This is a genomic window from Spongisporangium articulatum, assembly GCF_044465595.1.
Lineage (GTDB): Bacteria > Actinomycetota > Actinomycetes > Actinomycetales > Kineosporiaceae > Spongisporangium > Spongisporangium articulatum.
Genome location: NZ_JBITLV010000006.1, coordinates 269656 through 283024 on the forward strand (window position 1 = coordinate 269656; position 13369 = coordinate 283024).

At 72.8% G+C, this 13369-nt stretch carries 15 protein-coding genes and 2 pseudogenes; 7 read left to right on the forward strand and 10 right to left on the reverse strand.

What is annotated here, in order from left to right; genetic code table 11:
- Window positions 1–104: 104 nt before the first annotated feature.
- Together ACIB24_RS18410 and ACIB24_RS18415 are read right to left on the reverse strand one after the other, a co-directional pair.
- Complete coding sequence (locus ACIB24_RS18410) at window positions 105–458, reverse strand: zinc-ribbon domain-containing protein (protein ID WP_398283343.1); 354 nt, start codon at window positions 456–458, stop codon at window positions 105–107.
- Window positions 459–599: 141 nt separating this feature from the next.
- A complete protein-coding gene (locus ACIB24_RS18415; RefSeq protein ID WP_398283345.1) occupies window positions 600–1523 on the reverse strand; it encodes a LysR family transcriptional regulator in 924 nt (307 codons plus the stop codon).
- A 94-nt stretch (window positions 1524–1617) separates the two neighbouring features.
- Between ACIB24_RS18415 and ACIB24_RS18420 the strand changes: the two genes are divergently transcribed.
- Window positions 1618–2700, forward strand: coding sequence for a TDT family transporter (locus tag ACIB24_RS18420; RefSeq protein ID WP_398283347.1), 1083 nt, complete (start codon window positions 1618–1620; stop codon window positions 2698–2700).
- Between the two features lie 9 nt (window positions 2701–2709).
- Here ACIB24_RS18420 and ACIB24_RS18425 read toward each other — a convergent pair whose 3' ends face one another.
- A complete protein-coding gene (locus tag ACIB24_RS18425; protein ID WP_398283631.1) occupies window positions 2710–3954 on the reverse strand; it encodes a hypothetical protein in 1245 nt (414 codons plus the stop codon).
- 42 nt (window positions 3955–3996) lie between these two features.
- Window positions 3997–4116: pseudogene (locus tag ACIB24_RS18430) on the reverse strand (DUF2510 domain-containing protein); the annotation flags it as partial.
- A gap of 134 nt (window positions 4117–4250) precedes the next feature.
- Between ACIB24_RS18430 and ACIB24_RS18435 the strand changes: the two are divergent.
- Both ACIB24_RS18435 and ACIB24_RS18440 read left to right on the forward strand, forming a co-directional pair.
- Window positions 4251–4415 (forward strand): DUF4259 domain-containing protein, encoded by a 165-nt coding sequence (locus tag ACIB24_RS18435; protein WP_398283349.1) that lies wholly within the window; start codon window positions 4251–4253, stop codon window positions 4413–4415.
- Entirely contained in the window at window positions 4412–4801 is a 390-nt protein-coding gene (locus tag ACIB24_RS18440) for a hypothetical protein (RefSeq protein ID WP_398283351.1), read from the forward strand. The genes ACIB24_RS18435 and ACIB24_RS18440 overlap by 4 nt, the downstream gene beginning before the upstream one ends.
- Here the strand turns inward: ACIB24_RS18440 and ACIB24_RS18445 are convergent.
- The 3 genes from ACIB24_RS18445 to ACIB24_RS18455 form a co-directional block, all read right to left on the reverse strand.
- Window positions 4750–6141, reverse strand: coding sequence for an HNH endonuclease signature motif containing protein (locus ACIB24_RS18445; protein ID WP_398283353.1), 1392 nt, complete (start codon window positions 6139–6141; stop codon window positions 4750–4752). The genes ACIB24_RS18440 and ACIB24_RS18445 overlap by 52 nt on opposite strands.
- Window positions 6142–6222: 81 nt before the next feature.
- Window positions 6223–6450, reverse strand: a complete 228-nt coding sequence (locus ACIB24_RS18450; protein ID WP_398283355.1) for a hypothetical protein — start codon at window positions 6448–6450, stop codon at window positions 6223–6225.
- A 73-nt stretch (window positions 6451–6523) separates the two neighbouring features.
- Window positions 6524–7336, reverse strand: coding sequence for a hypothetical protein (locus ACIB24_RS18455; RefSeq protein ID WP_398283357.1), 813 nt, complete (start codon window positions 7334–7336; stop codon window positions 6524–6526).
- A gap of 66 nt (window positions 7337–7402) precedes the next feature.
- On the opposite strand from ACIB24_RS18455, the gene ACIB24_RS18460 reads away from it, so the two are divergent.
- From ACIB24_RS18460 to ACIB24_RS18470, 3 genes are read left to right on the forward strand one after another with little or no spacing between them, the layout of a single operon-like run.
- Complete coding sequence (locus tag ACIB24_RS18460) at window positions 7403–8191, forward strand: ABC transporter ATP-binding protein (RefSeq protein ID WP_398283359.1); 789 nt, start codon at window positions 7403–7405, stop codon at window positions 8189–8191.
- Window positions 8192–8244: 53 nt separating this feature from the next.
- Window positions 8245–8697 (forward strand): NfeD family protein, encoded by a 453-nt coding sequence (locus ACIB24_RS18465; protein ID WP_398283361.1) that lies wholly within the window; start codon window positions 8245–8247, stop codon window positions 8695–8697.
- Window positions 8698–8745: 48 nt separating this feature from the next.
- Complete coding sequence (locus tag ACIB24_RS18470; protein WP_398283363.1) at window positions 8746–9798, forward strand: SPFH domain-containing protein; 1053 nt, start codon at window positions 8746–8748, stop codon at window positions 9796–9798.
- Between the two features lie 58 nt (window positions 9799–9856).
- Here ACIB24_RS18470 and ACIB24_RS18475 read toward each other — a convergent pair whose 3' ends face one another.
- Window positions 9857–10963 carry a lytic transglycosylase domain-containing protein gene (locus ACIB24_RS18475; protein WP_398283365.1) on the reverse strand — a complete coding sequence of 369 codons (1107 nt, stop codon included), beginning with the start codon at window positions 10961–10963 and terminating at the stop codon, window positions 9857–9859.
- A 79-nt stretch (window positions 10964–11042) separates the two neighbouring features.
- On the opposite strand from ACIB24_RS18475, the gene ACIB24_RS18480 reads away from it, so the two are divergent.
- On the forward strand, window positions 11043–11903 hold the full coding sequence (locus ACIB24_RS18480; RefSeq protein ID WP_398283367.1) for a TrmH family RNA methyltransferase: 861 nt from the start codon (window positions 11043–11045) through the stop codon (window positions 11901–11903).
- A gap of 62 nt (window positions 11904–11965) precedes the next feature.
- Here the strand turns inward: ACIB24_RS18480 and ACIB24_RS18485 are convergent.
- Together ACIB24_RS18485 and ACIB24_RS18490 are read right to left on the reverse strand one after the other, a co-directional pair.
- Window positions 11966–12595, reverse strand: a pseudogene (locus ACIB24_RS18485) (EAL domain-containing protein); the annotation flags it as partial.
- Window positions 12596–12752: 157 nt separating this feature from the next.
- Window positions 12753–13283: a MarR family winged helix-turn-helix transcriptional regulator gene (locus tag ACIB24_RS18490; protein WP_398283370.1), complete on the reverse strand. Its 531-nt coding sequence runs from the start codon at window positions 13281–13283 to the stop codon at window positions 12753–12755.
- Window positions 13284–13369: the final 86 nt, after the last annotated feature.

Below are 13369 nucleotides of genomic sequence, written 5' to 3' on the forward strand. Positions count from 1 at the left end.
TCGTGAACTGCAGCTCGTCGCTGAGCTTTACGGCCGGCCCAGCCGCCGGCAGCGGGTGCGGGGCATCGTCCGGATGGCCCGGCTGTGGCTCGTGGACCCGGCCCTCAGGCGCGGTGCCGGCCGCCGTTCGGGCCGTCGGGCAGCCGGGGCGTCCCCGACGCCGGCGGCGGCCCCGGAAGGGCATCGGGCGCCGCGACCGGACGCTGCGCCGGCGGAGCGGAACCCGCCGTCTCCAGGTCGGCCATGAGCTGCTCCACGTGCTCCTTCGGGACCACGGTCGTGACCCCGCAGTAGGTGCACGTGAGCGTGGTCTTCTTCCCGATCGGGATCAGCGGGACCCAAAACAGCGTGAACTTGCGGACCTGCTGCTCGGCGCGCTGCGCCGCCGGGTTGTGGCACGACGCGCAGACGAACGTCATGACGCCCAGCAGGCGTACGTACGTCTTCCAACCCCACACGATGAAGAACACTGTTTTCCCCCGGTGATGCGCGGGACGGGCCTTCCCTGACCCGGCCGCCTGTTCGACACCGCCGAGGCTAGGCCAGTCCCTCAGGCCACGGACGGCAAATGCCGTAACTCGCGCCCCACGGGCCACACGTCAGGCCCGGGCGGTGGCGATCGCCAGGAGGTCCTGGGCCGGCCCGGTGGGGCGCTGCGCGGTCGGCCAGACGGCCCGCAGGTCGCGCCCGAGGTCCACCCCGCGCACGGCGACCTCGACCAGCCGGCCCGAGCCCACGTCGTCCCGAACCGCCAGGTCCGACAGGACCGCCGGGCCGGCCCCGGCGGCGACGGCCGACCGGACGGCGCTGCCGGTCGACACCTCGAGCAACGGGTCGGGCAGCGGCGGATGGCCCGGGAGGGCCCGCTCGAGCGCCGCTTCGAACGCGGCCCGCGTGCCGGACGCCGGCTCGCGGTGCACGAGCCGGGTGGCGGCGAGTTCCTCGACCCCCACCGGCGTCCGGCGCCGCGCCCACGGGTGCCCGGGCGGGACCACGACCGTCAGCCGGTCGCGGGTGACGATCCGGCTGCCGAGCCCGCGCGGCACCCCGGGGCCCTCGACGAAGCCGAGACCGGCGTCGCCGGCCAGTACGGCCTTCACGACCCCGGCCGAGTTCATGGCCGCGAGCTGGACGGCGGTCTGCGGCCGTTCGACGGACAACCGCACCAGCCAGCGGGGGAGCAGGTGCTCGGCCACCGTCTGGGACGCCGCGACGACCAGCCGGCCCTCACGCTCGTCGCGCAGGGACAGGATCCCGGCCTCCAGTTCGGCGGCGGCGTGCAGCACGTCCCGAGCCCAGTCGGCGACCAGCGCCCCGCCCGGGGTCAGCGTCGAACCGGTGGGGCCCCGATGGACGAGCGCGAACCCGACCTGGCGTTCCATGCTGCGGATCCGGGCGGACACGGCGGGCTGGCTGATGCCGTGCGCGGCGGCCGCCTGCCCGAGGCTGCCGGTCGCGGCGACCCGCAGCAGGAGGTCGAGGGAGTCGAGGTCCGGGACGTGGGTCAGCGCGGGGCCGGGCATCAGACCAGTCTATGGGCGCTCATCCAGCGACTCTATGGGCTGATCAGGTCGGGACCGCTACCGGCCTCCGGCCGTCGGACCGAGGCTGGACGGCATGGAACACGTACCGCCGAACTGGTTCGCCACCGTGATGGGCACGGGGATCGTCGCCGTCGGGGCGAAGCTGCTGCCCGTCTCGTCGCCGCTGCTGGACGCCGTGGCGCTCGTCTTCTGGCTGCTGGCGGTGGCGGTGCTGGCCGGGGTGGGCGCCGCGTACGTGGGCCACTGGGTGCGGCACCCGGACCGGGCCCGGGCCCACCTGTCCGACCCGGTCGTGGCCCACTTCCACGGCGCCGTGCCGATGGCCCTCCTGACCGTCGGCGCGGGCACCCTGCTGGTCGGGTCCGACGTCCTCGGGCCCGGTCCGGCGCTGTGCATCGACTGGGGCCTGTGGCTTGTCGGCACCCTGCTCGGGCTGGCGACCGCGGTCGGCGTCCCGTACCTGGCCATCACCCGGCACGCACCCACGCCGGCGTTCGGCGGCTGGTTGATGCCCGTCGTCCCGCCGATGGTCTCCGCCTCGACCGGCGCGCTGCTCGCGCCGTCGTTGTCGGGGCAGGCCGCCACGACGCTGCTCGCCGCCTGCGCGGCGCTGTTCGGGGCGTCGCTGCTCGCCGCCCTGTGTGTGATCGCGGCGATCTGGCAGCGACTCGCGACGCAGGGCGTGGGAGCCGCGGCGGCCGTGCCGACGGTGTGGATCGTGCTGGGCCCGCTCGGCCAGTCGATCACCGCCGCGAACGGTCTGGCCAACCGGGTACCGGACGCCCTGCGCGCCTCCGCGGTCGATGCGGCGGTCGTGTTCGGGCTCTGCGTCTGGGGTTTCGCGCTGCTGTGGCTGGCGTTGGCCCTCGGCCTGACGCTGCGGACGGCGCGCACCGACCTGCCGTTCTCGCTGACCTGGTGGAGCTTCACGTTCCCGCTGGGCACCGTCGTCACCGGGACCAGCGCCCTCGCCGTGCACACGGAGCTTGACGTGTTCCGCTGGACGGCGGTGCTCCTGTTCACCGGCCTGCTCGCCCTGTGGTCGCTGGTCGCCGCCCGTACCGTCCGCGGCCTGGCGACCGGCGCCTTCCGGGCGCCGCGCCCCGCCCCCTCGGCCGTCGTCCGCCCGCGCCGGGAGCTGGACTATGCGATCTGAGAACCCGCGCTAGACAGGCGTTCCCGTGACGACCGCCTCGTTCGTCCAGTCGCCGCCCGAGGCCACCGGAAGAACCCCGGCAAAGGCGGGGACGGGCATGGAGAGGCAGGTCTGGTCGACACCGTGCGAGACCACCTCGCGGTACACGCCCGGGTCGAGATCGGGACCCCAGTACCGCCCGGCGTCCTGGGTCACCCCGTCGGGGCCGGTGAAGACGGACCTGACGCTCAGCGCCCCGCAGGCCATGATCGACCGGCCGGTGAACACCACCTCGACGTCGCGGTTGCGCGGCGCTCTGAAGGTCTCGTGCAGCACGAACCCGTTCTTCTGGACCGTGCCGTTCGGGTGCGCGGCGATCTCCTCCGCCAGCCGGTCACCCCAGTCGCCGGGTGCGAACTGCCCGGCCGGCGCCTTCCCGGAGTCCTTGGCGGACTGCAGGTATCGCGCGTAGGTACGGAACCGCTGGACCATCTCGGCGCGCTGGTTCGCGCTGACCACCTCGAGGTACCCGTCCTCGGTCGTGATCGGGCGCCCCATGGTCACCTGGGCACCGGGGTCGGAGGCGTACCCGGTGTCCAGCACGAGTTTCCACGGCGTCGTGGGGGCGTTCCGGCGGAAGACCATGCGCTCCAGCCACGTGCGGTCGGCATCATGCATCGACGTGGCCACCTCGACCAGGAACGTCGCCGGGTAACCCGTCTGGTGCTCCAGGTAGATCTGTTTGGCCGTGTACGAACCGGGTTCGGTCCGGATCAGGCAGCCGCAGTGCGCCCGCGACACGTCACCGATCAGGGCCGGGCCGTCGTCCAGCTCCCTCAGCAGGTCGAGCCCGCAGCCGACCAGGGCCAGTTCCCGCGCCTCCCAGAAGGCGGCGAACACCTTCTCGGCGCCGTTCGGGGTGATCACCGTGCGCCCCGGCGCCGGCGCGCGTGTGCTCAGTTCGGCGGGCGGGTCACCGACGACGGGGGATGCGCAGGCCTCGGCGCGAGTCGTGGCGTCGAGGGCCGAGCTACTTTCGTCACCGTGGTGGTGCAGGGCCCGCAGCCCGTAGAACGTGGCGACGAACGCGAGCACCCCCACGGACATGAGCGCGGCCATGGCCGGCCAGCTGCGCCGCTGCCGCCGGGGCTGAGCGGGCATGACCGGCTGAACCGGCTGGGCCGGCAGGCGGGAGTGGCTCGGGGCGGCGCCGAGACCCTGGGGGTAGGGCGAGACCGGCCGTCCCGGGTCCACGGGCGCGTATCCGGCGGACACCGGAGTCTGGCCGGTCGGTGGTGCCGGCATCGGCGGGCGCGGCGCCGGAATCCGGGTCGCCTGGGTCCAGGTCGTCCCGTCCCACCAGCGCTCACCCGCACCCGCCGGGTTCGCCGGGTCCGGATACCAGCCTGGCCCCGGTACAGGGCTGGTCTGCGACATGGGTCCGGATTCGGCACCCGGGCCGGACGCCTTGAAGCGCACGCCCGGAACGTGTGGGATCGGTGACCGGATACGTCACGGAACCCACACGTTCACCCCGATCCAGACGCCCCGGGCGGACTACAGTCCGCGGGATGGGAGCGTGGGGGATGGGCGTCCTGGATGACGACGGCGCCTGGGACTACCTGGGCGACCTGATCGCCCGTCCCCAGGCCGAACGGACCACCACGCGGGACGCCCCGACCCGCAGGTCGAGCAGAGTCGGGTCCGAATCTCCCGCAGTCGGGTCCTGGTCGTGACTGCCGACGAGGCCGACCGCGCCGAGACCGAGGCGCGGCTGCCCGCCGAACCGGACGACCGGAACCGGCCGCGGCTGCACGACCCGGACGAGATCCCACGTCTGGCTTCAGAACTCGGTACCGCCCGGACGGACCTCGTGGTGCTGGAGATCGACGAGGCGGTCGGCTGGCCGGCCTGGCGACCTGGGGGTTTCTCGCTCTACCGCCCGGCCCAGCAGATCCTGGCTCGCTACCGGCTCGTCCCGCAGGCTTCGGGCGGGTATCGGCTCGATCCGCCCTGGAACCCGCGGTACCCCAGATCGAGCAGCTCGGTCGCGCGGGCGTCGCCGACCGTTCAGAACGGTGGGGCGGACGGCGTGAGCCGGGCCGGTCGGTCCGGCACCTGAGTGCCGCCCGGGGTCCGCCACACCAGCGTCGCGGCGTCTTCGTGGCGGACGGTCCAGCCGGTCTCGTGCTTGACCCGGTGGTGGTGACCACACAACGACTGGCCATTGCAGGCGCACGTCGCACCACCTGCGGAATGCGCTGTGCGATGGTCGAAATCACACGCTGACGCCCGAGTACGACACCCGGGGAACCGGCAGTACCGATCCCGGACCTGCACATGGTCTTTCAACGCCGCCGACGCCACGTACTTCGCGGTGCGCGTGCTCTTGCCCAACCCGAGCAACGTCCCGTGCTCGCCGTCGACGACCGCGCACTGGAACGTCCCTGATTCGACGGCATCCGCAGCCAACCGCCGAGCGAGGAGCGCGGTGGCCGGGCCGTACCCGTCGAGGTGGGCGGGCTGCTCACTGTCCCCGGCCAGAACGTTGAACGGCACCGTGATCATGAGCCGCGTCTTCGGCTGTACCCCCGTGGTTTCCCCGGTCAGCAGGTCCACGAGGACGTCAGCCCGGCGCTGGTCCGCAGTACGTGAGTCCTTGACCTGAGCCGCGGTCTGCTCCAGCACCGCCCGCACTCGCAGCCCGTCCTCGGCCGGCAGCAACGCCCACAGTTCGACCATGTCGCCGTTGACGGGCGTGAACACCACCCGCCGCGAAGCCCGCGCCTCCAGCGCACGCTCTTCGGCGACCTCCGGTTCCGCCGCGAGCACCCACCCCTTCAACAACTCCCGCAGCCCTGGCACCGTCACCCCACTCGCCGCCTCGATCGCGGCCGCCTCCAACCGACGACGCACCGACTCGTTCCGGACGTTGGTGAGACCGTCGGCGATGGTCTCGGCCTTCCGCGCATCGACCACTCCGATCGCCAAGGCGTCGAGGGTGGCCGGGAACCGGTCGATCAACCGGCACGAGGTGTCCTGCAGCTTGGTCGCCGCATACCGCGACATGCCCGTCTCGACCGCGATCTCATCGGCCACCGCCCGCAACGCCAACTCCGGCACCCGGTCGGTCACCGGCGCCCGCCGCGCGGTCAGCTCCGCGACCAACTCCAACTCCTGGGCCGCCAAAGCCGCCTTCGCCCGTTGCAAACCCCGCAACCCGGCCAGCAGCAACCGATCATCGGCATCCGTCACCGCCGCGCGGTCGTTCAGGGCATGCAACCGCAGCGACAAGGCCTCACCGGACGCGGAATCGAACTCCCACGCGCGCCCGTCCACCAGAGCCTCACGCGCGAACTCACGTTCCAGCTCACGCCAATGAGCCAGTTCATCCGGAGTCAGCTCCGGCTCCAGGAGAGGCGGCTCGTCGCCCCACCCGCTCTCCACGGAGCATTCCGACATGTGTTCGATTATAGTTCGAAACAACCTCTGCCGCAAGGCAAATGCCGGATCTGCGTCGATCCCTCAGTGCCCATGACCGGGCTATTCGGCCGCGACGTAGTCCTGGAACCAGGCGGCCAGGTGCGTGGCCTCGTGGCCGACCACGCCGACGACGGCCACGAGGGCGACGAGCAGCAGGAGGCGCCTGATCGACCGGCCCCGGGCCGATTTCCGGCGGATCGGGGCGCGCGCGACCCGGTGCCCGCGGGCCAGGTCCGGCCGGTAAGGCAGGTCCCACCCGTCGTAACGTCCCGATCCACCGTGCGTCATGCCTTCAAGATCGACTTCTCGCGAGGACCCTTGAGGAGTTTGTTGATCTTGGTGTCTGTGAGTCGACTGTGGGTCAGTCGGCGGGTTCGAGGATGCCGTTGACCGCGGCCACCATGGCCCGCCGGGACACGGAGTCGAGCTCGCGCAACGTCCGGGCCCGCGAGACCGCCTCGTGCCCCGTGACGGCCGCGCCGTCGTCCTCGGAGGCCAGCTGCACGATCGCCCGGACGCGGGCGGCGGTGGCCAGGACCCGCAGGCAACGGCCCGGCGTCCCGTCGGGCAGCGACCCCGGCTCCAGCCCGCCGTCGCGGATCGCGGCGACCCGGTCGGCGGCGTCCTCCCGCCAGCGCGCGATGTCGAGCCGGGCCAGTTCGGCGATCGCGGTGTTCAGGGCCGAGCGCAGCTCCCGGTCGGCGTCCGCCACGGACATGGCGAGCAGGGCGGCCACGCCGCCGGGGCGGTTGTCCACCGCAACGGCGTGCCAGGTGACCATCGCGCCCGGCTCGTAGACCGAGCCGAACTCCGTGACGTCGGGGACCAGGCCGAACCGGGCCCCGTCGCCCACGCCGACCAACACCGACTCGCCCGCGGCCAGCGCCGCCTCGTTGAATGCGGCCGGCCCCGGCAGGCCGAGCAGGTCGCCCGGGGCGGGTAGCACGACGCGGAACTCCGTACCAGGCGGCAGCATCGGCAGGACGTCCACCAGCCGGGCGGGGACGCCGCCCGCGGGCAGCCCGAACTCCGCCGCGACGGCGTCGTCCACCAGGACGTCGTGCGGCTCGTCGTCCCGCACCACGGCCCGGCCCACGGACACCACGTCGCAGCGACCGCCGAGCAGAGCCGTCCCCCAGGCGGCGAGACGCACGGAGCGGGGGAGATCCAGCACCCGTTCAGGGTAAACGCCGAACGGCGGGTGAAGCGCCCGTACGGGCGTGCCCTAGGGTCGGGGCCCATGAGCGTTGTGCTCGACCTCGAGTCCGTGAGCATCGTCCGGGACGGGGCGACCCTGCTGGACGACGTGAGCTGGCAGGTGCGCGAGGGGGAGCGGTGGGTGGTGCTCGGCGCGAACGGCGCCGGGAAGACGACGTTGATGCAGATCGCGGCGGCCCACCTGCACCCGTCGAAGGGCCGCGCCGAGATCCTCGGCGAGACCCTGGGCCGCACCGACGTGTTCGAGCTGCGTCCGCGCATCGGCCTGGCCAGCGCGGCCACCGCGGAACGCATCCCGCCCGGCGAGCGGATCGAGGACGTCGTGCTGACCGCCGCGTACGCGATCTCCGGCCGGTGGCGGGAGCGCTACGACGACATGGACGAGGGCCGCGCGGCCGACCTGCTGGCCGCGTTCGGCATCAAGCACCTGGCCGGGCGCCGGTTCGGCACCCTGTCGGAGGGCGAGCGCAAGCGCGTCCAGCTGGCCCGCTCGATGATGACCGACCCCGAGCTCGTGCTGCTCGACGAGCCGGCCGCGGGCCTTGACCTGGGCAGCCGGGAGCTGCTGGTCCGCGACCTGGCGGGTCTGGCCCAGGACCCGACGTCCCCGGTCCTGGTCCTGGTCACGCACCATGTGGAGGAGATCCCGCCGGGGTTCACCCACGTGCTGCTGCTGCGTGACGGGAAGGCCGTGTACTCGGGGCCCTTGAACGAGGGCCTGACGGACGCGAACCTGACAGCCACCTTCGACGTTCCTTTGAGAGTGCATCACGCCGCGGACCGCTGGTACGCGGTGCTCAAGATGGACTGAGCGTCGGCTCGACCAGGGTTCGACAAGGGCTCGAACAGGACTGAGGGGGCGGCATGGACTGGCTGCAGGAATCGCCGTGGCTGGCGTGGCTCGGGGTCGCGCTGCTGGCCGGCGTGGTCGAGGTGCTGACCCTCGACTTCGTGTTCGTGATGATCGCCGGCGGTGCGGTGATCGCCTCCGTGACGGCGGCCCTGGGCGCCCCGTTCGCCGTCCAGGTGCTGGTGTTCGCGGTGGCGAGCGTCCTGCTGCTGTTCACCGTGCGGCCAATCCTCAAGCGCTGGGCGGCCACCACCCCGATCCACGTCACCAACGCCGGCGCCCTGGTCGGCCGGGAGGCGCTGGTCCTGGAACCCGTGACCGACCGCACCGGTCAGGTCAAGCTCGCCGGGGAGGTGTGGACGGCGCGGACCGCGGGTGGGGCGGCCCTGACCACCGGGGCGCGGGTCGTCGTCCTGCGGATCGACGGCGCGACCGCCGTGGTGGGCCCCGAGGTACCCGCCGTCTAGACCTTGCTCATACTGGAAACACCACTGCAGGAAGGACATTCGACAATCATGGACGACTCTTCGGGGGGCGCAGTGATCGCCTTGATCGTGCTGGCTCTCATCGTCATCTTCGCGCTGACGACCATCGCCAAGGCCATCCGGATCGTGCCGCAGGCGACCGCGGTGATCGTGGAACGGCTCGGCCGGTACTCGCGGACGCTGGAGGCGGGGCTGAACTTCCTGGTCCCCTTCGTCGACCGGCCGCGGGCCATCGTGGACCTGCGCGAGCAGGTGGTCTCGTTCCCGCCCCAACCCGTGATCACCAGCGACAACCTGGTGGTCAGCATCGACACGGTCATCTACTACCAGCCGACCGACCCGAAGGCGGCGACGTACGAGATCGCCAACTACATCCAGGGCATCGAACAGCTGACCGTCACCACCTTGCGCAACGTCATCGGCTCGCTCGACCTCGAGCAGACGCTGACCAGCCGCGACCAGATCAACGGCCAGCTGCGGGGCGTCCTCGACGAGGCGACCGGCCGCTGGGGCATCCGGGTCAACCGGGTCGAACTGAAGGCGATCGACCCGCCGGCGTCGGTGCAGGACTCGATGGAGAAGCAGATGCGCGCCGAGCGGGACCGGCGCGCCGCGATCCTGAACGCCGAGGGTGTGAAGCAGTCCCAGATCCTGACGGCCGAGGGTGACAAGCAGTCCGCCATCCTGCGGGCCGAGGGTCAGGCGCAGGCCGCGATCCTCAAGGCGCAGGGTGAGTCCCGGGCCATCCTGCAGGTCTTCGACGCCATCCACCGGGGCAACCCCGACCCGAAGCTGCTGGCCTACCAGTACCTGCAGACGCTGCCGCAGATCGCGAACTCGGCGTCGAGCAAGCTGTGGATCGTGCCGACGGAGCTCACCCAGGCGCTGAACAGCATCAGCGGCGCCCTGGGCGGCCGGGTCGGCAGCGACGGCCCGTCGGGCGTGATCGGCGACTCCGGTCTGGACGACTCGATCGAGACGCCCACCCTGGAGGACCCGTCCGTGGCCCTCAGCCGCGCCCAGGCCGAGGCCGAGGGAGCGGTGAAGGACGCCGAGAGCGCGCGTCCGGACGAACCGAAGTAACACCCTGTGGTGATCATGCAGAAACGTCCGCGCACCCCGCGCGGACGTTTCTGCATGATCACCGCATGAGTTTGGCGGCGATCGCGGCCTGGGCGCCGAGCACCAGGTCGACGTACCACTCGGCGTGGTTGTAGGCCAGCAACGCCTTGTGGACGCCCGCGGCCGAGCCGCCCTTGGCGCCGGACGCGCAGAGGTACCGGGCCGCGGTGAAGATGGCGTCCTGCGGGTCCCAGGCCGACGTCGTCCCGTCGCCGTCGCCGTCCACGGCGTAGCTGCGGAAGGTGGCAGGCATGAACTGCATCGGCCCGATCGCCCCGGCCGACGACGGGCCGTTGTTGCGGCCGTGACCCGACTCGATCTGGCCGACCCCGGCCAGCAGGGTCCAGGGCATCCCGGCGCAGGTCTTCGCGGCGGCCTTGTAGGCGGTCTCGTACTCGGCCGGGATGCCGAGGGCGGTGACCGGCCCCGCGGCGGCCAGCCGGGCGGTACGGGCCGCCTGCGCGGCGGCGTCGACGGCGGCCGCGGCCCGGCGGGCGGCCCTGAGGGTGCGGGCGTGCTTGTCGAGGGCCGCCAGGGTCGCCCGGGCCTGGGCCAGGGCGTTCGCGGCGTCGTCGGTGTGCCCCTGCAGTTCCTGGAACGTCGCGTACTGCCGCGCGGCAGCGGCGTCGGCCAGGGTCTGGCGGCTGCGGGCCAGGGCCACGGCGTCGGCCTGCTGCTGCACGGCGGTGCGGTCGTCGGCCAGGACGCCGGCGGCGATCCGGTCGGCGGTGCCGACCCGCCACATCAGGTCGTCGGGGGAGTTCGCGGCCAGCAGGGAGACGAACAGCCCGGCCGGGCCGCCGTCGGCGTAGATCGCCCGGATCCTCCGCTGCTGCACGGCCCGCGCGCGCGACGCCTGGGCGGCGGCCTCGGAGCTGTCGACCTCGGCGGCCTCCTGCGCGGTCATCGCCTGCGTGAGGACGGCGACCTGCTTCGCCTCGACGTCGGCGGCCTGCTGGTACCGGTCGAGCAGCGCGTCGACCTTCGCGGCGGCCTCGCTGGCCCGGTCCTGCGCCGCCCGCAGCGAGTCGGCGCTCGCGGAGGTGGCCTCCGCGGCCGTGCTCACGATCAGCACGATCACCGCCAGGAGCACACCGATCGCCCGCCGGTGGTGGTGCCTCGCCATGCACAGACCATCGGCAGCCCGGCAGCGGGGCTGAAAGCCCCGCTTCAGTGATCGTGTTCGGCGGCTAGGGTGACGGCTCGTGACGCAGCAGGCCGGCCCGATCGAGGTGGACGAACCGGACGATCCGCGCCTGGCCGACTACACGGACCTCACCGACGTCGCCCTGCGCACGGCGCGCGAACCGGCCGAGGGTCTGTACATGGCCGAGAGCGAGAAGGTCATCCGGCGGGCGCTGGCCGCCGGGCACCGGCCACGCTCGCTGCTGCTGTCGCACCGCTGGCTGGAGCCGATGGCCGACCTGGTCGACGAGGTCTCGGCGACGGGCGCCCCGGTCTACACGGGACCGGCCGCAGTGGTCGACGCGATCGCCGGTTTCCGCGTGCACCGCGGCGCCATTGCCGCGATGCACCGTCCGAGTCTGCCCACCGTGCCCGGACTTCTCCAAACCCTGGCCGCCTCGGGCCGCCCGGCGCGTCGCCTCGTCGTCCTCGAGGACGTCGTCGACCACACCAACGTCGGCGCGATCGTGCGCAGCTGCGCCGGGCTCGGAGCGGACGCCGTCCTGGTCACCCCGCGCTGCGCCGACCCGCTCTACCGGCGCGCCGTGCGGGTGTCGATGGGCACGGTGTTCCAGGTGCCCTGGACCCGGACCGGCCCCTGGCCGGAGGACGTGAAAACCCTTCAGGCGGAAGGCTTCACGGTCGCCGCGCTGGCCCTGAAGGACTCGGTCGACCTCGATCAGCTCGCCGCGAACCCGCCGGAGAAGCTGGCCCTGGTGCTCGGCACGGAGGGCGACGGCCTGGGCGCGGGCACGACGGCGGCCGCCGACGTGTCGGTCAGGATCCCGATGTCCGGGGGCGTCGACTCGCTCAACGTGGCGGCGGCCGCGGCGGTCGCGATGTGGTCCCTGCGGGTGCCCCCGGTCAGCGGTTCGGCCTGACCCAGGACCGCGCAGACATCGCCGGGCGGCGGGACGAACCCGGGCCGGAACCTCCCGAACAGCCAGCCCGTGCCGTAGCGGACGCCCAGCCCGCGCAGCGCCCAGACCTCCTCCAACGACTCGACGTCCTCGGCCACCAGGTCGGCCCCCAGCTCACCCGCGAGCTCGGCGGCCGCGCGCACGAGACGCAGGCGGACGTCGTCGGAGTGAACGTCCCGGACCAGCCGCCCCGGCAGCCGGACGGCGTTCGGCCGCCACCGCCGCACCTGCACGAGTTCGGTCAGGCCGGCGTCGTGCAGCCGCATCGCGATCAGCGCGCCGCGGGCCCGGACCGTCTCGACGGCGTCGCACGGCTCGTCCACGACCCCCGGGCGCCCCTCGGGAGCGCCCAGGGTGAGCACGAGCCCGAGCAGGTCGTCCTCGTCGGCGAGCGCCCGGCGGACCGGCTCGAAGTGCAGGCTGCCCGACGGCAGGTCCAGCAGCGTGAACCGGTCGCCGGGCATGGTGGCCCGGGCCAGCAGGGTGGCCCGCAGGCAGGCCGCGCCCAACTCACCCGTCAGCCCGGCCTGGGCGGCGTCGCGGCGCAGGGCGCTGATGTCCTGCCCGCTCCAGCGGGAGGTGCGGACCTCGGCGTGGTAGCCGGCGCAGTCGCCGCTGAGCAGTTCGACGACGGGCGCGTGCACGCTGCGCATGGGGTCGGGATGGGCGAGCAGGGCCGCGAGCTCCGCCTCGGGATCCGGCGCGAAGCCCAGATCGGAGAGGTCCGTCGCATCGCGCACCGGCACACCGTATGGAACACCGAGTGATGTTGCCACTACTGAAGGTAGTGATGCGTGCCGCGTCCTGCGGTCAGGGAGCGGCGAGCGTGACCGGCACGCTCGAGGGGACGACGACGGCCGGCAGTTCGTGCCCCTCGACGAGGCAGGCGGTGCGCAGGCCGTCGACGATCCGGTCGCAGATCGCCCCGAGTTGCTCCACCTGGGTCTCGTCGAGCTGGTCGAACAGGTGCGCGCGGACGCTCTCCAGGTGGGTCGGGGCGGCGGCCTCGAGGGCGGCGAAGCCGGCGTCCGTCAGCTCGGCGAACGCACCGCGCCGGTCGGTCTCGCACGAGCGGCGCCGCACCCAGCCGCGTTCCTCCAGGCGGGAGACGGCGTGCGACAGGCGGCTGCGGGAGGACTCGGAGACGTCGGCCAGGTCGCTCATCCGCAGTGAGCGACCGGGGGCCTCGGACAGCCGGACCAGGATCTCGTAGTACCCGAGGGGCAGGTCGGCCCCGCGCTGCAACTCCCGCTCCAGGGCCTGGCCGAGCAGCCGGGTCGCCGCCAGGTAGGAACGCCAGACCAGTTGTTCCTGGTCGTTCAGCCATCGGGGCTCGTTCATGAGCCAAGTCTATGCAGGTGCTGTGCGGGACGGGAGAACTCTTTGTGACCGCCGTCACCAGCCACGAGGTGACCTCCGGCCGTACG

What these genes read in the sequence shown, in the direction of transcription:
- ACIB24_RS18420 (WP_398283347.1), top strand. Translation starts at nt 1,618, where the DNA reads ATGGAACACGTACCGCCGAACTGGTTCGCCACCGTGATGGGCACGGGG.
- ACIB24_RS18460 (WP_398283359.1), top strand. Translation starts at nt 7,403, where the DNA reads ATGAGCGTTGTGCTCGACCTCGAGTCCGTGAGCATCGTCCGGGACGGG.
- ACIB24_RS18475 (WP_398283365.1), bottom strand. Translation starts at nt 10,963, where the DNA reads ATGGCGAGGCACCACCACCGGCGGGCGATCGGTGTGCTCCTGGCGGTG.
- ACIB24_RS18465 (WP_398283361.1), top strand. Translation starts at nt 8,245, where the DNA reads ATGGACTGGCTGCAGGAATCGCCGTGGCTGGCGTGGCTCGGGGTCGCG.
- ACIB24_RS18445 (WP_398283353.1), bottom strand. Translation starts at nt 6,141, where the DNA reads ATGTCGGAATGCTCCGTGGAGAGCGGGTGGGGCGACGAGCCGCCTCTC.
- ACIB24_RS18490 (WP_398283370.1), bottom strand. Translation starts at nt 13,283, where the DNA reads ATGAACGAGCCCCGATGGCTGAACGACCAGGAACAACTGGTCTGGCGT.
- ACIB24_RS18450 (WP_398283355.1), bottom strand. Translation starts at nt 6,450, where the DNA reads ATGACGCACGGTGGATCGGGACGTTACGACGGGTGGGACCTGCCTTAC.
- ACIB24_RS18470 (WP_398283363.1), top strand. Translation starts at nt 8,746, where the DNA reads ATGGACGACTCTTCGGGGGGCGCAGTGATCGCCTTGATCGTGCTGGCT.
- ACIB24_RS18435 (WP_398283349.1), top strand. Translation starts at nt 4,251, where the DNA reads ATGGGAGCGTGGGGGATGGGCGTCCTGGATGACGACGGCGCCTGGGAC.
- ACIB24_RS18415 (WP_398283345.1), bottom strand. Translation starts at nt 1,523, where the DNA reads ATGCCCGGCCCCGCGCTGACCCACGTCCCGGACCTCGACTCCCTCGAC.